At 62.0% G+C, this 24119-nt stretch carries 26 protein-coding genes; 11 read left to right on the forward strand and 15 right to left on the reverse strand.

Annotated features, from left to right (window positions below; genetic code table 11):
- Window positions 1-137 precede the first annotated feature (137 nt).
- From AC0L2J_RS01365 to AC0L2J_RS01385, 5 genes are read left to right on the forward strand one after another with little or no spacing between them, the layout of a single operon-like run.
- Window positions 138-749, forward strand: coding sequence for a DUF1285 domain-containing protein (locus AC0L2J_RS01365; RefSeq protein WP_007607043.1), 612 nt, complete (start codon window positions 138-140; stop codon window positions 747-749).
- Complete coding sequence (locus AC0L2J_RS01370) at window positions 746-1417, forward strand: CoA pyrophosphatase (RefSeq protein WP_007607044.1); 672 nt, start codon at window positions 746-748, stop codon at window positions 1415-1417. Before AC0L2J_RS01365 ends, AC0L2J_RS01370 begins: the two co-directional genes overlap by 4 nt.
- Window positions 1414-1677: a DUF6111 family protein gene (locus AC0L2J_RS01375; protein ID WP_473386707.1), complete on the forward strand. Its 264-nt coding sequence runs from the start codon at window positions 1414-1416 to the stop codon at window positions 1675-1677. The genes AC0L2J_RS01370 and AC0L2J_RS01375 overlap by 4 nt, the downstream gene beginning before the upstream one ends.
- A gap of 9 nt (window positions 1678-1686) precedes the next feature.
- The gene (locus AC0L2J_RS01380) at window positions 1687-2943 is read left to right on the forward strand and encodes a CCA tRNA nucleotidyltransferase (RefSeq protein WP_473386709.1); all 1257 of its coding nucleotides are present in this window, start codon (window positions 1687-1689) and stop codon (window positions 2941-2943) included.
- A complete protein-coding gene (locus AC0L2J_RS01385; protein WP_473386711.1) occupies window positions 2940-3707 on the forward strand; it encodes a sulfite exporter TauE/SafE family protein in 768 nt (255 codons plus the stop codon). Before AC0L2J_RS01380 ends, AC0L2J_RS01385 begins: the two co-directional genes overlap by 4 nt.
- 35 nt (window positions 3708-3742) lie before the next feature.
- Here AC0L2J_RS01385 and AC0L2J_RS01390 read toward each other — a convergent pair whose 3' ends face one another.
- Entirely contained in the window at window positions 3743-4078 is a 336-nt protein-coding gene (locus tag AC0L2J_RS01390; protein WP_063993495.1) for a nuclear transport factor 2 family protein, read from the reverse strand.
- 129 nt (window positions 4079-4207) lie between these two features.
- On the opposite strand from AC0L2J_RS01390, the gene AC0L2J_RS01395 reads away from it, so the two are divergent.
- Window positions 4208-7774 (forward strand): LuxR C-terminal-related transcriptional regulator, encoded by a 3567-nt coding sequence (locus tag AC0L2J_RS01395; RefSeq protein WP_473386713.1) that lies wholly within the window; start codon window positions 4208-4210, stop codon window positions 7772-7774.
- A 71-nt stretch (window positions 7775-7845) separates the two neighbouring features.
- On the opposite strand, the gene AC0L2J_RS01400 is transcribed toward AC0L2J_RS01395, so the two are convergent.
- Window positions 7846-8802 (reverse strand): AraC-like ligand-binding domain-containing protein, encoded by a 957-nt coding sequence (locus tag AC0L2J_RS01400; RefSeq protein ID WP_156526791.1) that lies wholly within the window; start codon window positions 8800-8802, stop codon window positions 7846-7848.
- A gap of 188 nt (window positions 8803-8990) precedes the next feature.
- Between AC0L2J_RS01400 and AC0L2J_RS01405 the strand changes: the two genes are divergently transcribed.
- From AC0L2J_RS01405 to AC0L2J_RS01420, 4 genes are all read left to right on the forward strand, one after another.
- Window positions 8991-9392 carry a hypothetical protein gene (locus AC0L2J_RS01405; protein WP_473386715.1) on the forward strand — a complete coding sequence of 134 codons (402 nt, stop codon included), beginning with the start codon at window positions 8991-8993 and terminating at the stop codon, window positions 9390-9392.
- Entirely contained in the window at window positions 9389-9985 is a 597-nt protein-coding gene (locus AC0L2J_RS01410; protein ID WP_007607062.1) for a TetR-like C-terminal domain-containing protein, read from the forward strand. The genes AC0L2J_RS01405 and AC0L2J_RS01410 overlap by 4 nt, the downstream gene beginning before the upstream one ends.
- A gap of 370 nt (window positions 9986-10355) precedes the next feature.
- A complete protein-coding gene (locus tag AC0L2J_RS01415; protein ID WP_473386718.1) occupies window positions 10356-11378 on the forward strand; it encodes an L-dopachrome tautomerase-related protein in 1023 nt (340 codons plus the stop codon).
- A 39-nt stretch (window positions 11379-11417) separates the two neighbouring features.
- Window positions 11418-12500 (forward strand): two pore domain potassium channel family protein, encoded by a 1083-nt coding sequence (locus AC0L2J_RS01420; RefSeq protein WP_473386721.1) that lies wholly within the window; start codon window positions 11418-11420, stop codon window positions 12498-12500.
- 89 nt (window positions 12501-12589) lie between these two features.
- Here the strand turns inward: AC0L2J_RS01420 and AC0L2J_RS01425 are convergent, their stop codons facing one another.
- Entirely contained in the window at window positions 12590-12805 is a 216-nt protein-coding gene (locus tag AC0L2J_RS01425) for a hypothetical protein (protein WP_473386725.1), read from the reverse strand.
- Between the two features lie 256 nt (window positions 12806-13061).
- Between AC0L2J_RS01425 and AC0L2J_RS01430 the strand changes: the two genes are divergently transcribed.
- A complete protein-coding gene (locus tag AC0L2J_RS01430) occupies window positions 13062-14135 on the forward strand; it encodes a TauD/TfdA family dioxygenase (RefSeq protein ID WP_473386727.1) in 1074 nt (357 codons plus the stop codon).
- 108 nt (window positions 14136-14243) lie between these two features.
- On the opposite strand, the gene AC0L2J_RS01435 is transcribed toward AC0L2J_RS01430, so the two are convergent.
- The 12 genes from AC0L2J_RS01435 to AC0L2J_RS01490 all read right to left on the reverse strand — a co-directional run bounded on the left by AC0L2J_RS01435 (window position 14244) and on the right by AC0L2J_RS01490 (window position 24006).
- A complete protein-coding gene (locus AC0L2J_RS01435; RefSeq protein ID WP_473386729.1) occupies window positions 14244-14864 on the reverse strand; it encodes an invasion associated locus B family protein in 621 nt (206 codons plus the stop codon).
- Window positions 14861-15733 carry an alpha/beta hydrolase family protein gene (locus AC0L2J_RS01440; RefSeq protein ID WP_473386883.1) on the reverse strand — a complete coding sequence of 291 codons (873 nt, stop codon included), beginning with the start codon at window positions 15731-15733 and terminating at the stop codon, window positions 14861-14863. Before AC0L2J_RS01440 ends, AC0L2J_RS01435 begins: the two co-directional genes overlap by 4 nt.
- A gap of 39 nt (window positions 15734-15772) precedes the next feature.
- On the reverse strand, window positions 15773-16090 hold the full coding sequence (locus AC0L2J_RS01445) for a hypothetical protein (protein WP_473386731.1): 318 nt from the start codon (window positions 16088-16090) through the stop codon (window positions 15773-15775).
- Window positions 16091-16153: 63 nt separating this feature from the next.
- The gene (locus AC0L2J_RS01450; RefSeq protein ID WP_473386885.1) at window positions 16154-17110 is read right to left on the reverse strand and encodes an HAD family hydrolase; all 957 of its coding nucleotides are present in this window, start codon (window positions 17108-17110) and stop codon (window positions 16154-16156) included.
- Window positions 17111-17237: 127 nt separating this feature from the next.
- Window positions 17238-18962, reverse strand: a complete 1725-nt coding sequence (locus AC0L2J_RS01455) for an arylsulfatase (protein ID WP_473386734.1) — start codon at window positions 18960-18962, stop codon at window positions 17238-17240.
- Window positions 18963-18995: 33 nt separating this feature from the next.
- Window positions 18996-19919 carry a formylglycine-generating enzyme family protein gene (locus AC0L2J_RS01460; protein ID WP_473386736.1) on the reverse strand — a complete coding sequence of 308 codons (924 nt, stop codon included), beginning with the start codon at window positions 19917-19919 and terminating at the stop codon, window positions 18996-18998.
- A gap of 378 nt (window positions 19920-20297) precedes the next feature.
- Window positions 20298-20498, reverse strand: a complete 201-nt coding sequence (locus tag AC0L2J_RS01465; protein ID WP_473386739.1) for a YodC family protein — start codon at window positions 20496-20498, stop codon at window positions 20298-20300.
- A 367-nt stretch (window positions 20499-20865) separates the two neighbouring features.
- Window positions 20866-21612 carry an HAD family hydrolase gene (locus AC0L2J_RS01470; RefSeq protein ID WP_473386741.1) on the reverse strand — a complete coding sequence of 249 codons (747 nt, stop codon included), beginning with the start codon at window positions 21610-21612 and terminating at the stop codon, window positions 20866-20868.
- Window positions 21609-22496: an oxygen-dependent coproporphyrinogen oxidase gene (gene hemF / locus AC0L2J_RS01475; RefSeq protein WP_473386886.1), complete on the reverse strand. Its 888-nt coding sequence runs from the start codon at window positions 22494-22496 to the stop codon at window positions 21609-21611. Before hemF ends, AC0L2J_RS01470 begins: the two co-directional genes overlap by 4 nt.
- A 16-nt stretch (window positions 22497-22512) precedes the next feature.
- Window positions 22513-22878 (reverse strand): 6-pyruvoyl trahydropterin synthase family protein, encoded by a 366-nt coding sequence (locus AC0L2J_RS01480; protein WP_007607071.1) that lies wholly within the window; start codon window positions 22876-22878, stop codon window positions 22513-22515.
- Window positions 22879-22896: 18 nt separating this feature from the next.
- Entirely contained in the window at window positions 22897-23529 is a 633-nt protein-coding gene (gene queE / locus AC0L2J_RS01485) for a 7-carboxy-7-deazaguanine synthase (protein ID WP_473249356.1), read from the reverse strand.
- Between the two features lie 18 nt (window positions 23530-23547).
- Window positions 23548-24006: a tRNA (cytidine(34)-2'-O)-methyltransferase gene (locus AC0L2J_RS01490; RefSeq protein WP_007607073.1), complete on the reverse strand. Its 459-nt coding sequence runs from the start codon at window positions 24004-24006 to the stop codon at window positions 23548-23550.
- Window positions 24007-24119: the final 113 nt, after the last annotated feature.

Genomic DNA, 24119 nt, shown 5'->3' on the forward strand with positions numbered 1-24119 from the left:
GATATGTAGGGCATCACGAAGTGGCGACCTCCACACCGGACAAATGCGGGGTGGAACCGAGCACCCGGATACAACATAAACCTGCACCAATCGTGCCAAATGACCGATCGTGCCAAATGACAAAGTCAGGGCAAACCATGGCGAACCAAGGGCAGAGCGCCGATCGCGGTCTCGAGGGGCTGACTGCCGCTGCCAAAACTGCTGCCGATGCCGAAGGTGCCAAAAAGGGCCTGCCTCCGGTGCATTTGTGGAATCCGCCGTTCTGCGGCGATCTCGACATTCGAATCGCATCCGATGGTACTTGGTTCTATTTGGGGACGCCAATCGGCCGTCATGCCTTGGTTCGCCTGTTCTCGACCATCCTGAAGCGTGAGGGCGACAAGCATTTCCTCGTCACGCCGGTGGAGAAAGTCGGCATTCGCGTCGATGACGCGCCGTTCATGGCGGTCGAGATGCAGAAGGACGGCGAGGACAACCACCGCGTGCTCCGCTTCCGCACCAATGTCGACGACTGGGTCACCTGCGACGCCGCGCACCGGCTGCGCTTCGAACAGGCCAAGGACGGCGGGCTGACGCCCTATCTGCATGTCCGCGCCGAGCTCTGGGCCAAGGTCACCCGCGCGCTCTATTACGATCTGGTTGACATGGGTGAGGAGCGGATGGTCGATGGCCAGCCGATGTTCGGTGTCGAATCGGCCGGCGAATTCTTCGCCATGGCCGATGCGGAGCAGGTGAGGGCCGCGCTTTGAACAAGCCTATCTCCAGGAACGATCCCGCCGTGATCGGTGCGGCCGATTTCTTCGCCCGCTCCACGGCGCGGCTCGGCTTCGACGTTCCGCCCGGTCTCTACGATCCCAACATCATTCCGGCCTCGGGCGATCCCGGCACCGACAAGATGCTCGAGATCATCGCTCGCGAGCAGCCGGTGCGGCCGGCGGCGGTGTTGATCGCGGTGGTCGATCATCCCGAGCCGACCATCCTTCTGACGCAGCGTTCGGCGCATCTGAACGACCATGCCGGCCAGATCGCCTTTCCCGGCGGCAAGATCGACGCGATCGACCGCTCGCCGCTCGATGCGGCGCTGCGCGAGGCCGAGGAGGAGGTCGGGCTGTCCAGAGACTTCGTCGAGCCGATCGGCTATCTCGATCTCTACGGCACCGGCTTCGGCTTCCGCATCCTGCCGACGGTTGCCAGGGTGCGCCCGGGTTTTGAGCTGACGATCAACCATTCCGAGGTTGATGATGCGTTCGAAGTGCCGCTATCCTTCCTGATGAACCCGGCCAACCACCAGGTGCATAGCAAGGAATTCCGCGGCATGGAGCGGTCCTACTACGCGATGCCGTTTGCGGAACGCTACATCTGGGGCGCGACGGCCGGCATGCTGCGTGTGCTCTACGAGCGGATCTATTCATCATGATCAGACCGATCCTGACCGAGATCGGAATCTTCCTCGTTCCCTTTGCCGTCTATGCGCTGTTCCTCGCCGCCACGCGCTCCGGCCTGTTCGTGCAATCGTCCTGGCCGATCACCATCGTTGCGCGGCTCATGCTGGCGGCGCTCGTGCTGGTGATCGCGGGGCTGATCGGCTTTGCGCATTACTCCGGCGCCGCGCCGGATTCGACCTATGTCCCCGCCCATATCGAGAACGGCAAGCTCGTGCCGGGCGTGGAAAGATAGGGCCGGCCGATGAGCGCGGTGCCCATGCTCGCCGATGCGCCCTGGCTGATTTCGGGCGGGACAGCGCGCGTCCTGCAAATGCTCAACGCGGATGGCGAGGAGGCGCGGGTGGTCGGCGGCGCCGTGCGCAACGCGCTGCTCGGCCTCGTGCCCGGTGACATCGACATCGCGACCACGGCGCTCCCGCATGAGGTGATGCGGCGGGCCAAGAGCGCCGGCATCAAGGCCGTGCCGACCGGCATCGACCACGGCACCGTCACCCTCGTCATCGACGGGCAACCGTACGAAGTCACGACGCTGCGTGAGGATACCGAGACCTTCGGCCGCAAGGCCACGGTCGCGTTCGGCCGCGACTGGGTGAAGGACGCCGAACGCCGTGACTTCACCATGAACGGCCTCTCGGTCGATTGTGACGGCGTCGTCCACGATTATGTCGGAGGCATCGCGGATGCGGCCGCGCGTCGCGTGCGCTTCATCGGTGATCCCGACCAGCGCATCGCCGAGGATTTCCTGCGCATCCTGCGCTTCTTCCGCATCCACGCCGCCTTTGGCGCCGGCGATCCCGACCGCGACGGCTACCTCGCCTGCATCCGGGGACGCGCGGGCCTGGCGAGCCTGTCAGCCGAGCGGCTGCGCATGGAGATGCTGAAGCTGCTCGTCGCTCAGGGCGCTTCTGCCGCCGCGCTCGCCATGGCGGACGGTGGATTGCTGCAAGCGCTGACCGGCGGCGTCGTCTACACCGGGCCGCTCTCGGCGATGATCGCGATCGAGCGCGAGCTTGGCCTCACCGCAAGCAGCACGCGGCGGCTCGCCGCGCTGACGGTCGCGGTGACCGAAGACGCCAAGCGCGTCGCCACGCGCCTGAGGCTCTCCAATGCGGAAACCAAGGCGCTGGATTCGATGGGACACCGCTGGTGGCGCCTGGCCACCAAGGGCGAAGCCGATGCGCGGCGATTGCTCTACCGGCTCGGTGCGGAGCGCTATCGCGATCGCGTGTTGCTGGGCTGGGCGAGAGCCGGCGGTGACGCCGGCTCGTCGCGATGGCGTGAACTTGCCGAGCTGCCGCAGCGCTGGACTGCGCCGAAATTTCCGCTGCGCGCCGCCGACTTCATCGCGCGCGGCATGGCGGAAGGACCCGCGCTCGGACATGTCTTGACGCTCGCCGAGGACGCTTGGCTTGCGGCGGATTTTCCCCTAGAGGAGGCCGCAATCGCTTCCATCGCCGATCAAGCTGCGGCACGAATCAGCCGCGACGAGAGAACGTGACCATCGTCTCAGGCTTCGCCGACATCTCGATTTTTCAGCTCCTGCTGGTCGCGTTGATGGCGTTGTTTGCTTCGATCATCGGTGGTCTCGCCGGCTACGGCACCGGCGCCTTGATGCCGCTGGTGCTGGTCCCTCTCGTCGGCGCCGAGCCGGTGGTGCCGATCATCGCGATCTCCGCGATCTTCACCAATTCCAGCCGAGCGATCGCCTATCTCCGCTATGCCGATCGCCGCCGCGCGCTGATCGTGCTGGCCTGCGCGGCATTGACGACCGCGCTCGGCGCCTACGGCTATACGCGGCTGACCAATGCCGGCGCGGCACTGGTGATCGGCTCCATGCTGATCCTGAGCGTGCCGCTGCGCCGTGTGCTCCGCCGCCGCCAGGTCAAGATCGGCGACACTGGGCTTGCGGCCGGCTCGGTCGGCTATGGCGTGCTGGTCGGCGGCACCTCCGGCTCCGGCGTGATCCTGCTGTCGCTGCTGATGGCCGCGGGGCTCGAGGGCGCCGCCGTGATCGCGACCGACGCGATGATCTCGCTCGGCACCGGCCTCATCAAGATCTCGGTGTTCGGCCTCGCCGGCGCCGTGACCGCGCAGGTGCTCGCCTTTGCATTGCTGATCGGGGCCATCGCGATTCCCGGCGCGTTCCTGGCCAAGGCCTTCGTCGAGCGGATGCCGGTGCACATCCACACCGCGATCCTCGACGTCGCCGTGATCACCGGCGGGCTGGTGATGATCTCGGCCGCGGCGAGGCAGCTCATCTAATCAAGTCGCGTCCCGCTGGCGGCTTGAATCACGCCTCAGGCCTGGTGTGAGGGACTGCACTCCAGTTCCTTGATCCTGCCGGCGGCGTCAAACGCCAAGAGTGCACTCATCACGCCGGCACTGGTGATGTACGAGATAATCGTCCCGTCGTTCTTCCAGGGATTGAGGTCATCCAGCGTGCCTGCCGGATATTTTCGGAGGTGATCGACCCAATAGGCGCGCAGTGCCTCGCGCCCGGTGATGGTTTGGTGGCCGGCACAGCCGCAGTGCACAACGGCATTGTCGGCATGGAGCTCCAGGATCGCCTCGATATCGCCCGCGCGATAGGCATCTAGCCAGTCGACAGCAACGGCCATGGGGTCAAAGGACATATTTTTCACTCACATGCGTCCAAATCTGGTGTGGGCTCGGGAACCGCCGAGCCTCCTATGATTTTAGTATCCCACCCGGCCACGGCCATATGCCGAAGGACATAGAGGACCGGGCCGAGGGCAAGATCGATGTTGGACGCGTCCGCCAGGCAGGGGATACTCAAGCCCATCCGGGTTTTGCTCGTCGATCCACAGCCGATCGTTTTGCAGGGACTGAGGTCGGTCCTCGGGACGCAGCCGGACTTCGACGTTGTCGCAACGTCCGGCGATGGGAAAAGCTGCCTCGAAGCAATTCGGAATTTGACACCCGACGTCGTGCTTCTTGCCGACAGGGTGCCGGATCTGACGGTCTCCGAGATCCTCGCGATCGTGAAAGCTGAGAAGCTCTCCACGCGCCTGGTGTTCTTCACCGAGTCCGACACCGACCACGATCTGGCTTCCGCTATCGCAGCCGGCGCCTGCAGCGCAATTTCCAAGTTTGCCTCTCCCGCCACGATGCTGCGATCACTGCGGGTGATGACGAAGAGCGGTGTGGCACTGGCGAAGTCCGATCTCTCGGCAACCGGCAAGGAAGCGGAGGGCGACGGCAAAGTCGAAAAGATGTTGGAGCTGTTGACGCAACGCGAACGTCAAATTGCACGACTCGTGGCGGAAGGACTGTCGAACAAGGAGATCGCGCGTCAGCTCAACGTGTCCGACGGCACGGTCAAAGTCCACCTCTACAATATTTTCCAGAAGCTTGAGATCACCAACAGAACCGTGCTCGCGACCATCGCATTGCTGCAACGCCCCTCCGGCCTGGCCGCGCTCTCCCTGGCCTTTCTGGCGCTGGCAATTGCGGACGAACTCAAGGCGTCCGAAGCGAACGACATCTTCCCGGATGACAACGGCGTCGGCCACGCGGACGAGCACGCGGGATACGAGCACGCCGCGTATGAGCCCTGGAAAAAAGGCATTCTCCGGCACCTCGTCGTCTGGGAATCCGGCGAGACGCCCACGCAAGCCCAGAGAGACTTGTTCGCCAAGGCCGCCCAGATCACGCACCCGGCGGCGGCAATGGAACCGCTGCGCACGGCCGAGCAATCCGGAGGCGCGACACCATGGACACACCACGCTCCTGCCGGATCGAGCGCGCCCGATCTTCCTGCGCGCTTGCTGCGAGAAGCAATCGACATACAGATCGGTGACGACCCGGCCCCGGAACATCAATTCCCGCGGCTTCTTTCCAATGCGATGTCGATGCACGGAGGATCTGGCAACTTTGCTATTCTCACCGGTGCGTTGATCTACGCACTGCAGGACCCCCATCTCGCCGCCCAGGCGCATGACCTCCGTGAAGCCTCGAGCGACAGCATCCTGGCGGTCACCCAAGAGAGTGCGACCACAAAACTGGCCGCGATCAGCCATGCTGCCGCCAATCATGACGACCATTCAGCCCCAAGTTTCCTTTCGCGCGATGTCCACCTGTCTTCCGCCGTTGTGACCGCTGGACACGACAATGCCGCTCAAGAAGGCGCTCTGGTTCAAAAGGGCGCGGGCGATGCGGGTGACAATCTCCACAAACCTGTTGGCGCGGACCTTGGTCACGATCCCAGTATCGGCGTAGGCGGCAACGTTGAAAACGTAGTTTATCGTTCCCCGATCGACTCCAAGTCGACAGCTTCCGACACCGTGTTCGACTTCGCATCTGGGCCGGGCAGGATCAATCTTGCGGCTTTCGGAGCGCTTGCCTGGCTGCATATGACGTCGGCTGCCAAGTCTATACCGCCACATACACTCGCCTGGGTCTACGACTCCGCAAGCAACGAAACGATCGTCTATGTGAATGCGACCGATCGTATCCTTGATATCGGCGATCGCAGCCTGCTGGAAATCCATCTGGAAGGAATCGTATCCATTGCGGAGGCGGATGCCGCCTCCGCAATGGATGGCGCGGCTGTCGTGGCCACCCTGGAGCAGCTCGAAGCAGTGCTGATATCGGCGACCGAAACCGATGAGGCAGTTTCGAGCAAGGACCATGTCCACACCAGTATCGAGGGGGGCGAGAGCTCGCTCGGGACGGCTGGAGCCTGGGCCCTTCTGGCCAATAACGGCTCGGGTTTCCAGTTCGGGCAGGGCCGGACCGGCTTGGGAACGTCGACGAGCCTCGGGAGTTCCACCGACGCGTCGGCGGATGCAACAGAGGAGAGCGATGGTGCGTCTGCCGCGTCGGCGCACGCATCATCCATCGAGCCTGCTCATAGCGCGACAGCCCCGGCAGCCGCAAATGTCACATCCAACAATGGTCCGGCCAATACGGGCGCTGGCTTTTCATCGACTGCACCGAACGAGATCGGCCAACCCAGCGTCGTAACGGCAGACAACGCCGGCCACGGCAACTCGCAGCACGCTCCGGACCCATCGACTGATGGCTCCAAGCCGGGCAACGGCGTCGGCAATGGCGCCGAGCATCACGACAAGGGCCCGGAGGCTCCGGGAGGGTCAGCGAAGAAGGCAGAACCAGACGGCGCGGAACACGGCAAAGCCGGGCACTCAAACGCACCGGACGCAGCCGATATCGATCCGGGCGCCGCAGCGGCAGCCAGCGCGGGTCATGGCAACTCAAAGCACGCTTCGGAGCCGGGGTCTGCAAAGGCGGCAGCCGACGAATCGACTGAAGCTGGCTCCAAACCGGGCAAGGGCGTCGGCAATGGCGCCGAGCATCACGATAAGGCCTCGGAGCCTGCGGGCGGGGCAGCGAAGAAGGAGGAGCCAGCGGGCGCGGAACACGGCAAACCCGGGCACTCAACCGCACCGGACGCAGCCGATATGGATCCGGGCGCCGCAGCGGCTGCCAGCGCAGGCCACGGCAACTCGCAGCACGCTTCGAAGTCAGAGTCTGCAAAGGCGGCAGCCAGCGAATCAACTGAAGCTGGCTCCAAATCGGACAACGGCGCCGGCAATGGCGCCGATCATCATCACGCTTCGGCTTCTGATGCTGCGCACGGACCTGCGAAGACGGCAGAACCAGGCGGCACGGAACACGGCAAATCCGGGCACTCGAGCGCTGCAAACGCACCGGACGCAGCTGAGACCGATCCGGGCGCCGCAACGGCCGCCAACACGGGCCATGGCAATGCGCAGCACGCTTCGGAGCCGGACTCTGCAAAGGTGGCATCCACAGAATCGACTGAAGCTGGCTCCAAGCCGGGCAACGGCGTCGGCCACGGCGCCGAGCATCACGCTTCGGCTTCGGAGCCTGCGGGGGCAGTGAAGACGGCAGAACCAGCCACCGTGGACCACGGCAACTCGGAGAACGAGTTACACTCAACCTCTGCAAACGCATCGCAAGCAGCCGATATCGGAGAGCCAAGCGTCGCAAGCGGCGGTAACCCCGCACACGGTAACTCGCAGCACGCCGCGCAATCCGCTGCAATCGCATCAGAAGACGCACACCCCGCCAAAGCTGCGTTGGGGACCGGCGGCCTGGACCAAGGACCGGTGTTCCGCTTCGATAGCGGCGCAACTCCTTCTGCTCTCGTTACGGTCGTTGAGCTGAAACAGCTCAATGATCTGCTCGATCCGCACGTTCCACCTGGTCAAGCGGAGGACCTCGTCAAGATCGTCCCTCATGCACTGAGCGGACACGCGGACGATCACGGCAATAACGGCGCGCACCAAGCCATTGTACCTGCGCATCATGATTTGCTGATTTGAACTGTGACCGCGACGGAGGCGATGATCTCGCTCGGCTCCGGCCTCGTGCCGCAAGCTGAGCGAAAGCTTGTCTACCCTTTTCGGTGAGAAAGCTGGTAGTCGCTGGGCGACATTCCATAGACTTTCTTGAAGCATCGGCCGAAGTGCGTCAGGTCGGAGAACCCCCACCCGAATGCAACCTCGCTCACGCTACGCCGCAATTGAACAGGTTCTTCGAGAGCCTGCCGACACTTTTCAAGCCTCTCCCGCAAGATCAGGCGCCCTATGGAAGTATCCTGCGAAGCGAGAATGTTGTTTGCGTAACGGACACTAAGGCCCACGGCATCGGCGACCGACTGAGGATCGAGGTCGGGATCCGCTAACCTCGATTTAATCGTGGCGCGGATTTCCAGGATTGCCATTGCTTTGGTCGAGGAGATGCGGAGCGTGGTGCTCTCGACGGCTTTGGCGAGCGAGAACGCAATCAAATCCAGCATGAAATCAGCAGCCAATCGTCCGCAAACGGGGCGCACCTGTCCGGCCAGACTTGGCAGCGCTGCGCTGAAAGATGAGATCAGAGTGTCATCGGTTGCGCCCACCGGAATTTGTCGTGCGAGCATGCCGCGGGTCTTTCCTACCCGCGCCTGCAGTTCACGTCGAGGTAGCTTTAGGACCAAGGTCCTCGAATCCTCGGAGAACTTTGCTGAATAGGGGAGAGCCGGGTCGAGCAGCGTCATGTCGCCGGGATGCAGAGTGATTTGCCGTCCGTCTTGCTCCACGCTCACAAGACCGCTTGTTTCTCGACAGAAAAGCAATTGGTCGGAACTCATCCGGGAAATATGGGCCTGCGCGTGCTCCACCTTGAGCGGAGAATTCTGGAAGGCGACTAGATCCAGTGCCCCTACCGATCCGACCTCGATCTCCGCTTCGAAGTGAGCCCGCGAGTCGGGGAAAGACTCGTGCTCGACGATCTCCTTGCACGCCACGCTGTGCCAATAGTCGAAGCGATCACGAGGATGCACGTCCCTGGTCGTGAAGATGGTTTGCAATTCACCCTTCCTTAACGGTGCGGCAGCCGAACAGAAGTTCCAACCTGGCCGAGCAAAGCCGCCCCGGAACGGATAGCTTCGCGACTGCACCAGGAGCCTCGTATTGCAGGCTCTCGCGTGAAAGGAAAGAGAGCTCGCGCGAAACCGTGAAAGTACGGAAGGACGAACATCGAAGTCGAGGGGTTCCGATGCACAACCAACCAGTTCAGCGGCAGCTAAAAACCACGTCTTTCTTGCCGGCGAAGCAGCAACCACTTGTCAGAGGCGATGCCTTGAGATCGGTGACTATCGGCTTCCCGGCTCAGGTAAAACACGAACCAAAGAGAGTGCATTTCGATCCGCCACTACGTGCGCGACTTGTCGGCCCGGACGAAGGCCAGAGCACTGAATGCGAAGTCACGACGGTTTGGGACGCCGGCGCGCAGTTGCGTGTGAAGGATCCGCCGCCCGCCCAATTCGTCCTGCAGTTCGCATGGGCACCAACCGTCGTTGCGCGGTTGTGCAGGCGCACCCGCTGCAACGGCGAGGAGGTCTGGGTCGAATACATCAAGCAGCCCCCGTGCTATTCCATGAAGGATGATCAGCGATGAATACAGACATCAACGTTGGGCACTTGTTCTCGAGCCCGTGGGAGCGAAAGCTCGCAAACGACATTGTCGCCGAACTCGAACGCTGCTCAGGTGAGAAGCGGTCCAGCATTGACGAAATGCGCCGATTCCTGGCTATAAAAGGCTATCGCGATCTGCTCGGCCGATTGCAGGCTGCGTGCGAAGGCAAGCGATCTTTCGAGGCGTTGAGGGCGGCAGCACACGCGATGCGATGGTATGCGCTCGAGCGCCCGGCAATGTCCGCTGCAACGTTTCGGACTCCCACGACAGATACTGCTGAATGGCGAGAGGCATTGGAGAGCTTGCGGATGTTTATGACTCAAATCCTGTCCGAGTGCGGATTGCGCGGCACGGCGGCAGACGATGCTCTGCGAATCCTCCGCAGCCTCGTTCGCGGATTCGTCCTGCATGAAGTCATGGACTCGTTCTTCGACACACCTTCCTACGACGAGTGTTACGAGAGCGCGATCGAGATGTTCATAGCCGGTCTGCCAATACTTGCGCGCACGAACCTGAAGGTCGCGAACAGTGAAGGTGGGGATAGCAGAGATTGCGCGGTCTCGTCGCAAAAGTGAGGCAGGCGTCAATCTGTTACCCCCCCCCACGGTCCTGCGGCTGGATGCGCGGTTCTGAAACTGGAACCTCCCTGAAGGCCGGACGCGCCGAAAGCAATGGGCTGCGCCTGCTCTCAAGAACCAACGTTGACGATGCGAGCGCTAGGAACGATCGAAGCAAAGCCGGATTGGGCCCTAAACTTTTTGGAAAGGGCCTCTCATGCGTCCAATCGCGTTCAGCTCCTGCGTAGCAGTCGTGCTATCCATTTCGTCCGCGGTTCATGCGCAATCCGCAACAGAGGATATCAAGTCCAAGGCCCAGCGGCTTGTCGCGCCTCTTGTCGAAAGTCGCGACAGCCGGCTGCGATCGGTCGCAACCTTCGAGCATCAGGTGACCGGGGTTACGGTCGCCCCGGACGGCCGCATATTCGTCAACTTCCCGCGCTGGACAGAGGATACGCCGGTTTCGGTGGCCGAACTCATGCCGGACGGCTCGACCAAGCCATATCCCAATGAGGAATGGAACGGCTGGCGCAACGCGCGAATGTCCGAGGTATCGCCCAATGATCACTTCGTTTGCGTTCAAAGCGTCGTTGCGGACCGGCGCGGATCGCTTTGGGTCGTCGATCCCGCGGCTCCCAATGCCGAGAAGACCGTGAAGGGTGGACCCAAGATCGTCGAGGTCGATCTGAAGTCGAACGTTGTGAAGCGGATCTTTCCGATCGCGGCGGATGTCGCTGGTCCGGCCAGCTATCTCAACGACATCCGTATCGCCCCCGACGGAAAATTCGCCTATCTGACCGATTCCGGTTCGCCCGGCGGCCTGATTGTTCTCAACATCGAGTCCGGGCGGGCTTGGCGTGTGCTCAGCGACGATCCTTCGACCCAATTCGATCCGAGTGTCACTGTGATGTCAGATGGCCAGCCGTTGCGACGGCCGGACGGACGGCAGCCCTTGTTCAATGCCGATAGTCTGGCGCTCACAAAGGACGGCAACACCCTCTATTGGCAGGCCCTGACCGGAAAGACTCTCTACCGGATCGCCACGTCCAGCATCCAGAGTGCTGACGCGGCAGCTCACGCTCGCCCGGAAACAGTGGCAACGACGGAGCCCGTCGATGGGCTCTGGACCGGCGAACATGACGAAATCTATCTGAGCTCGATCGCCGACAATGCCGTCAAGGTCCTCAACCCCAGCGACGGTACCGTGCGACAGCTGTTGACGGATTCGCGCCTGCGCTGGCCGGACACCTTCTCGCAAGGTCCTGATGGCGCAATCTATGTCACCGCGTCGCACATCCAGGATTCGCCCTGGTTCCACATGGCTTGGACGGACAAGAACTTCACGCTGTTCAAGTTCATGCCTGAAGACGCGAACACCGTCGGGTCAAGTCGCGAGCCGAACCGGCAGTAAGCGCACGGCTCCGGAGGCGGCTTAGGACGAGGAGGACAAATGGCCCATTGGGTTGAGCCTATAGCCGGCACGCTGCTGATGGCACTGGTCCTTGCCGACGTATTCCTCACGGTTCTCTACGCACGCGCCGGCACCGGAATTCTCAGCGACCGCCTGGCCAGACTGGTTTGGCTTGCACTGCGCCGGCTTTCCTCGGCCGGCAACGGCAACCATCTGCTTTCATTCTGCGGCCCGTTGATCCTGGTCGCCTTGCTCTTCACCTGGTCGATTTTGCTCGCGCTTGGGGCTGCACTGATTGTGCACCCTCAGCTCGGGACCAGCATTACAAGCAGCAACCAGGAGACACCAACCGACTTCGTGACCGCGCTCTACGTCGCCGGAAGCAGCCTCTCGATCGTAGGCGGCAGCAACTTCGGTCCGCAAAGCACCGGAGCGAAACTGCTGTTTCTTCTGAATTCGGTGATCGGGACATCCGTCATATCGCTCACCATCACTTACCTGATGCAGATCTACGGCGCGCTCAGGAGCAGGAACTCGCTTTGCCTCAAGATTCACGCGCTTTGCGGCGAGACCGGCGATGCCGCGGACCTGCTCGCGCATCTGTTCGCAAATAACCAGTTGAGTGCGGGCTACAACAATTTGTCCGAGTTGGCCGCAGAGGTCACCGATACCAAAGAAGCTCACCACTTCTATCCCGTTCTGTTCTACTTCCGCTTCCCTGAACCGTTCTACTCCGTCTCCCGGTCGTCACTCATCGTCCTCGATGCCGTCTCGCTGATCAGAAGTGCGTTGCCAAAAAACGCCGATTGGCTCAAGCAATCCGGCGCAGTCACCCAACTATGGTCCTCCGCGTTGCTACTCCTTTCGACCCTCAATAACGTGTTCCTGCACGAGAAAGCATCGGCTGAAGCCGACGACGGGGATCGGCAGCTCTGGCAGGTCCGGTTCGACAACGCACGACGGCGGCTGCGGCAAGCTGGGGTCAGTGTCACCGACGATCTTCCGCATTCGTGCGAATCCTACTTGGAACAGCGAAGAAGGTGGGACTGTCTCGTTTGCCTGCTTGGCCATTCCATGGCTTACCAGTCCTCGGACATCGATCCGGCGATACAAAGGGTGTAAACCCCTGCCGGACTCTCGCACCTAGCTCGGTGTCGCGTCTCAGAAAAGGCGGCGCCTTCGGCGGATCAGCCTCATTGGGCGGAATTGTTTCAGGGTTGCAGCCGTGAGAGCAGACGTTGCCGATCCTGATCGCGACGTCGCTGCTCCATCCGCATCCGTTCGAGTTCGCCTTCCGCTTTGGCTGTGTCCTCGTTCTGGCGCTTCATTTCAATGATCAGCGCTTCCTGCTCCGCGAGCCGCCGCTCTCCTTCGACGACGTCGCGCTCGATCTGGCTCAGCTCATCGTATATCGCCGTCGTGTACATCGCGATCCTCGCGCGACCGTGCTGCCAAGCACGCCGCAGATTAGCTTTCGCCTCTTGCAGAGCCTTATCAGGACCGCGCGGTGCGGCCTTGTCCGTAGCGCGAGGCACATGACTTTCAACTCAACCAGCTTCGCGAACGTTCCGGCTGATGCCATTTTTTCCCAGGCGCGCTTCAGCCAAGTTGCAAACAAGCGGTCGGCACAATATCGTCGATCCGACCTCCCTATTCTGACGTCCATCCCCAGGAGCCAACACGATGAATGTGGTCTCAGTGCCCGGCGGGATTCATCGCCCTCCAGGGAAGGTCGATATCCCGTCTGCCTGGCAGGGCGCTGAGATGAAAGCCAATCCTGGTCGATGGTTGATTTCGCTTGCGGCCGGCGAGATCGCCGAACTCGAGGGCGCGGCTGAAACTTATCTTGGCAGAAACAAGAAAATCGCCGAGATCACAAAGGAAAGCTTTCCGCTTCCCCGCTTCGGCGCGCATCTGGAAGAGCTTAAGACAATGCTCCTGGCTGGCCTTGGCTTCGAAGTCATCCGCGGCCTCCCGGTGGAAAAATATAACTTGGAGTTCGCCGCTACGATCTTTTGCGGCGTGGGCGCGCATCTTGGATCGGCGCGATCTCAGAATGCAGCGGGGCACATTCTTGGTCACGTCCGTGACACCGGCGCCGATGCGAAGGATCCGAACACCCGGATTTATCAAACGTCGGAACGGCAGACATTCCACACGGATTCGTCCGACGTGGTTGGATTGTTATGCATTCGCGAGGCGATGGAGGGCGGGGATTCTCTCCTTGTCAGTACGACGACAATCTACAACGAGATGTTTGACAGGCGTCCCGACCTTGCCGCCCTCTTGTTTGATCCGATCGCGACGGACCGGCGGGGCGAGGTGCCGGAGAACGAAAAGCCATATCTTGAAATCCCGGTGCTGAATTGGCATGCGGGGTTCCTGACCGGGTTCTATCAGCGCCAGTATATCGATAGTGCGCAGCGTTTTCCCGATGCGCCGAGACTGATGCCGGCTCACGTCGAGGCGCTCGATCTCTTCGACGCGCTCGCAAATGATCCCGCGCTGCATTTCGGCATGCGGCTTCAGCCGGGTGACATGCAGTTCGTCTACAATCATGCTTTGTTGCATGACCGGACCGGATTCCGCGATTGGCCCGATGCAGGCCAGAAGCGTCATCTGTTGCGCCTTTGGCTCAGCATGGAAGGCGACCGGCCGCTGCCCGATTGTTTCAAGCAGCGCTATGGCTCGATTGAGATCGGTAACCGCGGCGGCATTATCACCAAAGATACCAGTTTGAACGTCCCGTTGGATTGACGTTCCAAGCATTCAGCGATGTCCGCGGAAGTCTCGGATTCTGAGAGTTGCTCGGCTCGCCGTCCTCACCTCGTCTTCTCGATATCGTTGAGCACCCCAGGTCTAGGTCTAGTTCCTGAGGCTCAGCGATTCGTCGAATAGCTGAGCCGGCGGCCCGCCATGGACCGACGCGAACTGATCGAGCGGAACGGCCACCGAAACCGTCAGCAGGCTCGGGTCGACGACTTCTATCGTCAAGACGCGGCCGGACCGAAGATCGCTGATAAAGCGAGGGGTGGCGGGGCCTGCGGCGACGCACGCGTTTGCAAGACACCAGCTGTATGAAAGGTGGAGCGGCTCGTTCTGGTCCACCTTCAAGGTGATACCGGATCGCAGATACATTCCGGGCGGCAGCAGCATCTGAATGCGGCCCTCGGTGGCCCCTGCGTCGATGAGATCGAACCGGATCATTTCCTGCCCGGTATCCATCACGCCGACGTTCGTTGTTCGGCATACTTTTTCCGCACGGGACACTTCGAAGCACAGCTTACGCCAGCCACTCAATCGAATGTCCCGGATATCCCGCTTTCCAAGCGGCTTGACGCCCGAGTTGATAGACATGTCGGGTTTGGTGTCCGACGCCTGTTGAGCCGAGGACCCGGTAAACTGCATGCAAGCGACCAAGATCGTGCACACCCGCGTCGCAACGACCATGAATGAACGCAGCGTCGATTTCTTGCCCCCTCTCATGGATGGGCCTCCAGAAAGCGGCTCACGATGGGCGACCAGATCGGAATGGCCTTCGGGTCGTCTATCAGGAAGTGGCCCTCATTCCCGAACGGCGGAACCAAGTGATATTCGCCTTGTCCGCCTGCGGCATTGTACGCTTCGAGCAATTTTCCCGAGAGCGCCGGACCAAAATAAGTATCGTTCTCCGTGTATATCGACAGCGTCGGGCCGCGAGCAGAAGCACCGAATTCACGCGCCGCCTCGATCAGCTTTTCGGGATTGCAGTTGTTGTTGGGCTTGCCGTCCACACGACCGCCTCGACCGGCTTCGAAGGTGATGACGGCTCGCACACCGGCCGGATTCAAAGACGAGAATGCCAAAGCGCCCCAGCCGCCGCCGGACTGGCCGACGACGATCGTTCCGGACGCAGTCGCAAGCTTTTGGCCGACGACATAATCGATCACCCACTGATTGAGCCTGGCAATTGCGATACCGGCCGTACGAAAGCTTGCGTCGGTGCATTTACCGACGTTGCCGAAATAGGTGCTGAATACGCCCTGGTCCGGCAGATCGATAGCCGAACTACCGAAGCCCGGCCGGATCGGCACGACGACGAGATGTCCGCGCCTGGCGAACCAGAAGGCGGCGTCGCGGAATTCAACCATCGGATAAAAGCTGCGCTCCCTCGGGTCCAATGTCTCGCCGTGGTTCATGACGACCAGAGGGAGCGGCGCATCGACGAGCGGTCTCACCACATAGGCGAGGACCGGGATCGGAAGCGGCAGAACAAGAAGGCGCTCATCCAGGCGCGGTTCCTGGGCATTGCAGGCGTCCGCAGAGAGCATCGCCAGGCAGGCGAATAGAGCCGCAATGCTGTTCATGATTTTCATCACGGGATGCATCTCCAGGGGACGTCCGTCCCATACATTCTACTTTTTCAACCGCATCTCTATGACGTTGATCGCAAGAAGATCGGTGTAGCGACGCTCCATTGTTTCGACGTAGTCGTCGGCAAAGTGCGGACCGCTTTCCTGCGACATCGCCTGCCAGGCTGCTTGCTTCTCGGTGCGGCACGACAATATTGCCAGCCGTGAGACCACTTCAGCAGCTTCATTGGTTTTGGCGAATCGGGCCGCCGTGGCGTCGGCACAGGCCCGCCAATTCTTGATTGCCGTTTTAGAATCTTCCTCAGCCGTCGCGGCGAAGGAGACAAAACACACGGCAGCAGCCAGCATCAGTCTGTACATCGGGTTGCTCCTCAGGTTGATCAAAGCTTCAATTGCAGTGTCACTCGCTATTCTGTCCCGTTATTAGTTGGGAGGAAAAACCGTCTTCCAGTCCCGCTTCATATCGACGACCGTCCAGCCCTTCCGAGCCGACTCGTCCAGTGCCGTGTCCAGCTTGCCGACCTTCGATTCCCGGTCGTAGGCGTACTCACGTTCGGCATCGGTATGATGGACGATTCCGGCAAAGCGGGCACCCGCGCCGGCCGTCGTCCACTGCAGCATCTGCAGGTCGCCGTCGGAGTTGCCGAAGGCGAAGATCGGCCGCCGTCCGAGGAAACGGTTGATGCCGACGGGCTTGCCTGGCCCCTCATCCACGAACTCGATCTTGGGCATCTTGAGCAGGATCGGCCTGCCACCAGGGTCCGTCCGGAACGTCACGACTCCGGACGAGCCGACCACCTGTTCGGGCGGAATGCCGTAGACTCTTTCCGTCCAGGGTCGCATGAATTCGACGCCGCCGGCCGACACGATGAAGGTCTTGAAGCCTTTGCTCCGGAGAAGCGCGAGCAGCTCCAGCATCGGCTGGTAGGTCAGTTCGGTGTAGGGACGCTTGAAACGTGGATGCCGCGCCGTCGCGAGCCAGTCGACGACCGACTTCGAGAACTCGTCGGTGGTCATGCCGCTGTGCGCGACGCCGACGATCTGCATCAGCCCCTTTTCGCCCGAGCCGGCCAGTGCCTTCATGTCTCCGTCGAGCACCGCCTTGAACGGCGGCATCGTCTTCCATTCCGGATGCTGCGGGGCCATCGCCTTGACGCGGTCGACAGCGAAGAAGCCCTGAAAATAGAACGGCTGCTCGGTCCACAGCGTGCCGTCGTTGTCGAACACGGCCACGCGCTCGGGCGCCGGCACGAAGTCCGACCCCCCCTCGGCCGTGACGCGCGCGACGAAATCGTTGATCGAGTTCTTGACCTGGCCGTCGTTCCAGGACGGCAGCGGATCGGTCTGCGCCCACGCAACGCCCCCAACGAAGCAGAGCATCCCCCCGAACAGAAAGCTTGAGACGCTCTTCCAACTCATTGTGCCACCTTCGCTGCCCCAGATCAGGAGGTGGGGCTATAAGCACCGCCTCCATCACTTGATTGATCACGACAAGTCGCGTCGGACGTCAGTTTTTCGTGGCTCCCTGCTGCAGCGCCTGCAACGCCTTCTCGACGCTCAGCGACCCGGAGACCTGGCTCGGTGGGTAGTCCTTGAAGGTCGCGAGGAACTGCCCCATCACAGTCGTTGCGGGCATCATGACCCAGAGCTTCTTGCCCCACCATTCGCCGTAGGAGGTCGATTCGGTCTGATAGCGTTCCCACGGGTCGACGCGCAGGTTGGTCACGATCGGGACGTTGGTGGAATCCTCCTTACCGGAGAACAGATTTCCGACGATGGTCTTGAAGGTGATCTTCCATTCGTCGTAGCGCACCGCCATCAGATCGGCGTTGTCACTGAAATAGAAGAACTCCCGGCGCGGACTTTCGGTCGCCTTGCCTTCGAAGAACGGCATGAAGTTGTAGCCGTCGAGGTGGTTTTTGAAGGTCTTCTCGCCCGCCTTGTAGCCGGTTAGCAGCTTCTGCTTCAGATCCGGATCGCCGCCGGCAGCCGCAACGAGGGTCGGCATCCAGTCTTCGGCCGACATGACGTTGTTGATGATGGTGCCCGGCTTGATGACGCCGGGCCACTTGGCCAGCATCGGCACGCGAAAGCCGCCTTCGTACACGGTGCCTTTTTCGCCCCGGAACGGATGGTTGCCGCCGTCGGGCCAACTGAAGATTTCGGCACCATTGTCGCTGGTGAACATGACGATCGTGTTGTCGGCCACCCCGAGTGCGTCCAGCTTGGCGAGCAGCTCGCCCACGACCCAGTCCAGTTCGGCCATCGCATCGGCGAACAGGCCGAAGCCCGTCTTGCCGTCCCACTGCTTGGAGAGGTGCGTAAAGGAGTGACAGCGCGTGGAGTTGTGCCAGAGGAAGAACGGCTTATTGGCCTTCACCGAGCGGTCCATGAAGTCGCACGAACGCTTCACCAGATCCGGCTCGATGTCCTCCATGCTCACCTTGGCGGCGGGATCCATGCCCGGATGCGGCGGCAGCGGACCCGCGTCCGTGATCTTCTGCTTGCCGACGCGGCCCCAGCGCGGATCCTCCGCCGGATTGTCGACATCGGTAGCGACGCTGCTGATGATGTTGCGCGGGCCGAACCTTTCGCGGAATTTCGCGTCCTTCGGATATTGTGGGTCGTAGGGCTCCTCCAGCGCGTTGAGGTGGTAGAGGATCCCGTGGAATTCATCGAAGCCATGAACCGTGGGCAGATATTCGTTTCGATCCCCCAGATGGTTCTTGCCGATCTGCGCCGTCGCATACCCGAGCGGCTTGAGGAAATCCACGATCGTGGGATCGGAATCCTGCAACCCCTGTTTCGCCGCGGGAAGGCCGACTTTCAGCAGGCCCGTGCGGAACGGCGTCTGCCCCGTGATGAAGGCGGCGCGTCCCGCAGTGCAGGATTGTTGCCCGTAGTAATCGGTGAATAGCGCGCCGTCGCGTGCGAGCCGGTCGATGTTCGGCGTGCTGCCGCCCATCATGCCGCGATGATAGGCGCTGATGTTCCAGATGCCGACATCGTCGGCCATGATCATGACGATATTCGGTTTGCGGCCGCCCGAGGCAGGTGCCGGCACGGGAGTTGGCGCCGCCTTCTGCCCCTGAGCCAACGCGGCGGAAGTCATCGTCGCCGCCGCCACCAGAGCCGACGAGCCCAGCAAGATGTTACGACGGGTATGGGCACGATCTTCGGTCGCCTGCAACTGCGCTTCGTTCTTGTCTTGCTCCTTGGTGTCGTCGGGCATCCTGGGCTCCTTCTCCACTGCGAGGACTGAGAGTTATTCCGCCGCCGGGGCTCTCTTTACGCAGCGAAATCCGAGGTGGCTTGTCGAGGTGTCGATGGGCTCCGCGTGACGCGCGGCCGGCCGGTAGCGCCGGCAGTAGTTCGGCGCGCACAGGTGCGAGCCCCCCTTGATGACCTTGCGCGGGATACGGATGTTCGGCTGGTTCGGATCGAGGCTCGCTTCCTCGCGACCGCCGCGCGGATTCTCAGGAATGCAGCAGGCCTTCGGCGCATCGGCTTCATGCTTCTGGGAGTACCAGTCCGACGTCCATTCCCAGACGTTCCCGATCATGTCGTGGATGCCGTACCCGTTCGGGGGAAACGCGGTCACCGGCGAGGTGCGCTCGTAGCCATCGGCCCTTAGATTCTGTCGCGGAAACTCGCCTTGCCAGGTATTTGCCATGTGCAAACCGCCGGGTGTTAGCTCGTCACCCCAGGCGAACTCGGTGCCATCGAGACCTCCGCGCGCGGCGAACTCCCACTCGGCTTCTGTCGGAAGATCCTTTCCCGCCCATCGCGCATAAGCCAATGCGTCCGAAAACGACACGTGCACGACGGGATGGTCGTCCAGTAATTTGATGTTGCTCTTCGAACCATAAGGATGACGCCAGTTGGCCCCCTTCATGAAGGTCCACCACTGGCTCCAGTCGCGTAGGCCGTTCACGGTTGGCGGTGGCACGAATACCAGTGAGCCCGCATAGAGCATGTGTGGAAGAGCGCCGGGGTAATCTTTCGGATCCGGTGGTATCTCCGCATAGGTCACGTGTCCCGTCGCGTTGACGAACGCCTTGAACTGCCGGTTCGTCACCGACGTGCGGTCGATCCAGAAGCTGTCGACCGTCACGCGATGGACGGGCGCTTCCTCGGGGTAGTGATCATCGGAGCCCATGCGGAACATGCCGCCGGAAATCCGGATCATGTCGTCAGTCCGAGCATCCTCCGACGGTCGGTAGCATTGGTCGGGACGCGGCAACGTCATTGCGGCGACAACTCCAATAACCTCGCAGCGTCATTGATGTGCGCAGCGATGGCCTCGTTGGTCAGGAACTCACTCTTGCTGGGCGCCTCCTGACAGACTGTTCCTCGAGCCTATGCAGGTCAACCTCAAATTGAAGACATATCGATGCGCATTTGCAGTTCATGCGACAAACTGCCCGCTTGAGTTGGAGGTTTGGTCGCCATCGTGGCGATGGCGGTGCAGCGATGTCCGCTACCGCACCATTGTCGGTGGATAAGCGGACATCAGGTTGGGCGGAGTCGAGCACTCCGACCTACGAGGACGCGGCCTCAGCCGCGCTTACTCCTCGTCTTCGTCGTCTTCATCTTCGTCGTCGAGCTCTTCCAGGTGCTCGAGCACCGCGAGCGGCAGCGTCTCGCGAAACAGATCGCCTTCCGCGCCCATCCAGAGACAGATCACGTCGTCGCCCTTCACGTCAGCGACGGTAAGCGGCTGCCCGCCGGATTTCAGCATGACGATATCGCCGGCTTTTAGTTCCATGGATGGTCCTTTCGGTTGATTGACGGTGAAGCTAGCAAACCGGCATGACATGCCGATCACGGGCTACTCGGTCAGTGGATGTGTTGCGGTAGCGCGTATGCGCCGGCCGGGCTGCTGAATCGATCAGAGAGCTTTAGGCCGGAGCGATCCCATCACGAGAGGCAATGGCGCCTGTTCGATGGATGGCGCAAGGGCTCTTCCGTCCCGTGCGTCGCGACCATGACACCATGCGCCTGTTTTGCCCGACGGAGCAACCGATTTTGTCAGATCCGCAGTTTGCGTTTTCCGCAAGTCTTTGATTTTGCTGCGGCCGTCTACTGTGCATGGGGTTGTTTTCGACGTTTTTGCTTGTGCACCCCGATTGCAGTCAGCCCGGCACCAGTTCTGTCAGCGAGCGGATGATGCGGTCGGGCTTGACGATCGAGCCTTCGGGCAGGCCGTCGCCATGCACGTCGATCCAGATCGAGTAGATGCCGAGACGCTGCGGCGTCACCACTTCCCATTCCAGATTGTCGCCGATCATCCAGGTATCCTCGGCGGTGACGCCGAGCGCGTCCATCGCGTGCAGATAGGCGCGCTCCTCGGGCTTGCCGAAACCGTGCTCGCCCTCGATCTGGATGTGGTGGAAGCGATGCGCCAGCTCGAAGCGCTCGACCTTGGCGCGCTGGGTGTCGGCGGCGCCGTTGGTTACCAGCGCGAGCTTGATGCCGAGCGCCTTGAGCCTGTCGATGGCGTCATGCGCGCCGGGGAAGACGAACATCTCCTCCTCGCGATAGCTGGTGAAGCGGTCGGCGAGACGAATGGCGAGCTCGTCGGCCAGGGCGCGGTGACCCGCGGCCGCGAGCGCGGCGAAACCGCCCTTGACGGTGAGGTGCCGAGCCTCGGCGAGCTTGAGCCGCCACGAAGCGTCCGCATTGGCCCAGAAGTTTTTCGCGAAAGCGAGCACGGTGCTTGCGACCAGTTGTGGTGGCAGCGGCGCGAGCTCCTCCGCGAACTCCGCTGTGATCGTGTTCCAGGCGATCTCGGGCCGCGCATAGGCCGACAGGATGGTGTCGTCCATGTCGATCAGCATGGCGCGCGGCAGCGGCCTCGTTGCGGGCTTCATCGTCGTCATGGCCACTTTACCTCCGGCGGCAGCGACGACAGGATCGAATCCACATTGCCGCCGGTCTTGAGACCGAAGATGGTGCCGCGGTCGTAGAGCAGGTTGAACTCGACATAACGGCCGCGCCGGATCAATTGCTCCTCGCGATCCTCCGCGGTCCAGCTTGTCGTGAAATTGCGCCGCACGATGTCGGGATAGATCTTCAGGAAGGCGCGGCCGACATCGCGGGTGAAGGCGAGGTCGGCGTCCCAGTCGCCGCTGTCATGCCAGTCGTAGAAGATGCCGCCGATGCCGCGCGCCTCCTTGCGGTGCGGCAGGTAGAAGTACTCGTCGCACCACTTCTTGTACTTGTCGTAATCGGCGATGCCGTTCGGCTGGGTGCAGGCCTGCTTCATCGCGGCGTGGAAGGCGATGCTGTCGGCATCGTCTTGCGTGCGCCGGCGGTCGAGCACCGGCGTGAGATCGGCGCCGCCGCCGAACCAGGCTTTTGTGGTGACGACGAAGCGCGTGTTCATGTGCACCGCCGGCACGTGCGGATTGCGTAAGTGCGCGATCAGCGAGATGCCGGAGGCCCAGAATTTCGGGTCTTCCGCCGCACCGGGAATCTGCGCGCGAAACTCGGGCGCGAATTCGCCGTGCACGGTGGAGCAATGCACGCCGACCTTCTCGAACAGGCGGCCTGACATCATCGACATCACGCCGCCGCCGCCGGCCGCGCCGGTATGATCGGTGCGCTGCCAGGGCGTGCGCTTGAAGCGGCCCGGCTCGCCCGGATACACGCTCTGCGGGGCATCGTCCTCCAGCCGCTCGAAGCTCGCGCAGATGTCGTCGCGCAGGGCTTCGAACCAGGCGCGTGCGCGGCTCTTGCGGTCTTCGATCACGCTCGGGTCCATTGTGGATGCCATTCTCTCAACCCTGCGGACCGTAATAGGTGCAGCTCTCGTTGCAACTGTCGCGGTGGATGCTGACGCGGGTGAGCTTGCCGATAGGGGCCAGCCGCTCCCAGACGAAGCGCGAGAGGTTTTCCAGCGTCGGTGTGCCCAGTGCCTCGATCTTGTTGAGGTACTTGTGGTCCAGAATCATGCGCACGTCCTCGATGGCGCGCTGGACCAGGCCGAGGTCGACCACCATGCCGGTTTTGGGATCGGGCGTGCCGCGCAGCGTCACCTCGGCGCGGAAGGAGTGGCCGTGGATCTCTTCGCTGGCGGCCCCAAACGTCGTTCCCGACAATGAGTGCGCCGCCTCGAAGCGAAACGATTTCGTCAATTCCCACATCTGTTCGAAAAACCAATCCTATCTGATACCGAGCGACTTATGCGTCTGGACGCTGAGCCGCCATTGCGGATGATTGAGGCAATAGTCGATCGCGCCCGCGGTGTTTTGGGCGACCTCGGGCCCGTCCATCGGCTGCAGCGAGAAGCGCTCGAAGGCGAGGCTCGCGAAGGCCTCCGGCATGGCGAGCGGCTGCGGATAGACCAGCTTCAGCTCGTGGCCGCGCCGGATCACCAGATCGCTGCCGCCCTTCGGACTGACGCAGATCCAGTCGAGCCCCTCGGGCGGGGCGATGGTGCCGTTGGTCTCGACCCCGATCTCGAAGCCGCGTGCATGGAGCGCGTCGACCAGCGCGGTATCGACCTGAAGCAACGGCTCGCCGCCGGTGAGCACCACATAGCGGTTGTCGGTGGAGGCTGTCCATTGCGCGGCGATGGTGTCGGCGAGTTCCGCGGCCGAGCCATAGCGCCCGCCGAGCGTGCCGTCGGTGCCGACGAAATCGGTGTCGCAGAATTTGCAGGTGGCCGCGCTGCGATCCGCCTCGCGCCCGCTCCAGAGGTTGCAGCCGGCAAAGCGGCAAAATACGGACGCGCGCCCGGCATGGGCGCCTTCGCCTTGCAGGGTCAGGAAGATTTCCTTGACCGCGTAACTCAACCGTCTCTCCTCAACATGTCAGACTTGCGGGTTCCGGAGCTGCCGCAGCGCTTCGCCTGCGGCCATCGCCGCGGTCATGGCGACATTGAGCGACCGCAGCCCCGGAGCGATCGGGATCACCAGCCGCGCGTCCGCGGCGTCGACCACCGCCTCGGTGACGCCGGCACTCTCGCGCCCGAATAGCAGGATGTCCGCCGTCTGGTAACGGAAATCGCGGTAGTCGGTCGCGCCTTTGGTGGTGAACAGCAGCAGGCGGGCGCCCTGCGCCGCCCGCCATTGCTCGAATTTCGACCAGGAGTCGTGCCTGACGATGCTGACCTGATCGAGGTAGTCCATTCCCGCCCGGCGGAAATGCCGGTCCGAGACGGGGAAGCCCGCCGGTTCGATGATATGGGCGGCCACGTCCAGACAGGCGCAGAGCCTGAGAATCGTGCCGGTGTTCTGGGGGATGTCGGGTTGGAAAAGTGCGATCTGCATGGGCTGTGCAAGGCCTATATTGGGTTCGGTGCGGGCCGGAAATGTCTCAATAAAACATCGCTGGCCGCGGAATTCGTGCATTGCACGCTCCCGCGCCGATAGCGGGCTTGCGC

This window comes from Bradyrhizobium sp. MV1.5 (assembly GCF_055807615.1).

Excerpts from the sequence above, each read along its gene's own strand:
- AC0L2J_RS01455 (WP_473386734.1), bottom strand. The coding sequence starts at position 18,962 with ATGCCCGACGACACCAAGGAGCAAGACAAGAACGAAGCGCAGTTGCAG.
- AC0L2J_RS01465 (WP_473386739.1), bottom strand. The coding sequence starts at position 20,498 with ATGGAACTAAAAGCCGGCGATATCGTCATGCTGAAATCCGGCGGGCAG.
- AC0L2J_RS01430 (WP_473386727.1), top strand. The coding sequence starts at position 13,062 with ATGAATGTGGTCTCAGTGCCCGGCGGGATTCATCGCCCTCCAGGGAAG.
- hemF (WP_473386886.1), bottom strand. The coding sequence starts at position 22,496 with ATGGACCCGAGCGTGATCGAAGACCGCAAGAGCCGCGCACGCGCCTGG.
- AC0L2J_RS01425 (WP_473386725.1), bottom strand. The coding sequence starts at position 12,805 with ATGTACACGACGGCGATATACGATGAGCTGAGCCAGATCGAGCGCGAC.
- AC0L2J_RS01395 (WP_473386713.1), top strand. The coding sequence starts at position 4,208 with ATGTTGGACGCGTCCGCCAGGCAGGGGATACTCAAGCCCATCCGGGTT.
- AC0L2J_RS01405 (WP_473386715.1), top strand. The coding sequence starts at position 8,991 with ATGCACAACCAACCAGTTCAGCGGCAGCTAAAAACCACGTCTTTCTTG.
- AC0L2J_RS01490 (WP_007607073.1), bottom strand. The coding sequence starts at position 24,006 with ATGCAGATCGCACTTTTCCAACCCGACATCCCCCAGAACACCGGCACG.
- AC0L2J_RS01375 (WP_473386707.1), top strand. The coding sequence starts at position 1,414 with ATGATCAGACCGATCCTGACCGAGATCGGAATCTTCCTCGTTCCCTTT.
- AC0L2J_RS01390 (WP_063993495.1), bottom strand. The coding sequence starts at position 4,078 with ATGTCCTTTGACCCCATGGCCGTTGCTGTCGACTGGCTAGATGCCTAT.
- AC0L2J_RS01445 (WP_473386731.1), bottom strand. The coding sequence starts at position 16,090 with ATGTACAGACTGATGCTGGCTGCTGCCGTGTGTTTTGTCTCCTTCGCC.
- AC0L2J_RS01365 (WP_007607043.1), top strand. The coding sequence starts at position 138 with ATGGCGAACCAAGGGCAGAGCGCCGATCGCGGTCTCGAGGGGCTGACT.
- AC0L2J_RS01435 (WP_473386729.1), bottom strand. The coding sequence starts at position 14,864 with ATGAGAGGGGGCAAGAAATCGACGCTGCGTTCATTCATGGTCGTTGCG.
- AC0L2J_RS01450 (WP_473386885.1), bottom strand. The coding sequence starts at position 17,110 with ATGCTCTGCTTCGTTGGGGGCGTTGCGTGGGCGCAGACCGATCCGCTG.
- AC0L2J_RS01420 (WP_473386721.1), top strand. The coding sequence starts at position 11,418 with ATGGCCCATTGGGTTGAGCCTATAGCCGGCACGCTGCTGATGGCACTG.
- AC0L2J_RS01470 (WP_473386741.1), bottom strand. The coding sequence starts at position 21,612 with ATGACGACGATGAAGCCCGCAACGAGGCCGCTGCCGCGCGCCATGCTG.
- AC0L2J_RS01410 (WP_007607062.1), top strand. The coding sequence starts at position 9,389 with ATGAATACAGACATCAACGTTGGGCACTTGTTCTCGAGCCCGTGGGAG.
- AC0L2J_RS01380 (WP_473386709.1), top strand. The coding sequence starts at position 1,687 with ATGAGCGCGGTGCCCATGCTCGCCGATGCGCCCTGGCTGATTTCGGGC.
- AC0L2J_RS01440 (WP_473386883.1), bottom strand. The coding sequence starts at position 15,733 with ATGAAAATCATGAACAGCATTGCGGCTCTATTCGCCTGCCTGGCGATG.
- AC0L2J_RS01460 (WP_473386736.1), bottom strand. The coding sequence starts at position 19,919 with ATGATCCGGATTTCCGGCGGCATGTTCCGCATGGGCTCCGATGATCAC.
- AC0L2J_RS01480 (WP_007607071.1), bottom strand. The coding sequence starts at position 22,878 with ATGTGGGAATTGACGAAATCGTTTCGCTTCGAGGCGGCGCACTCATTG.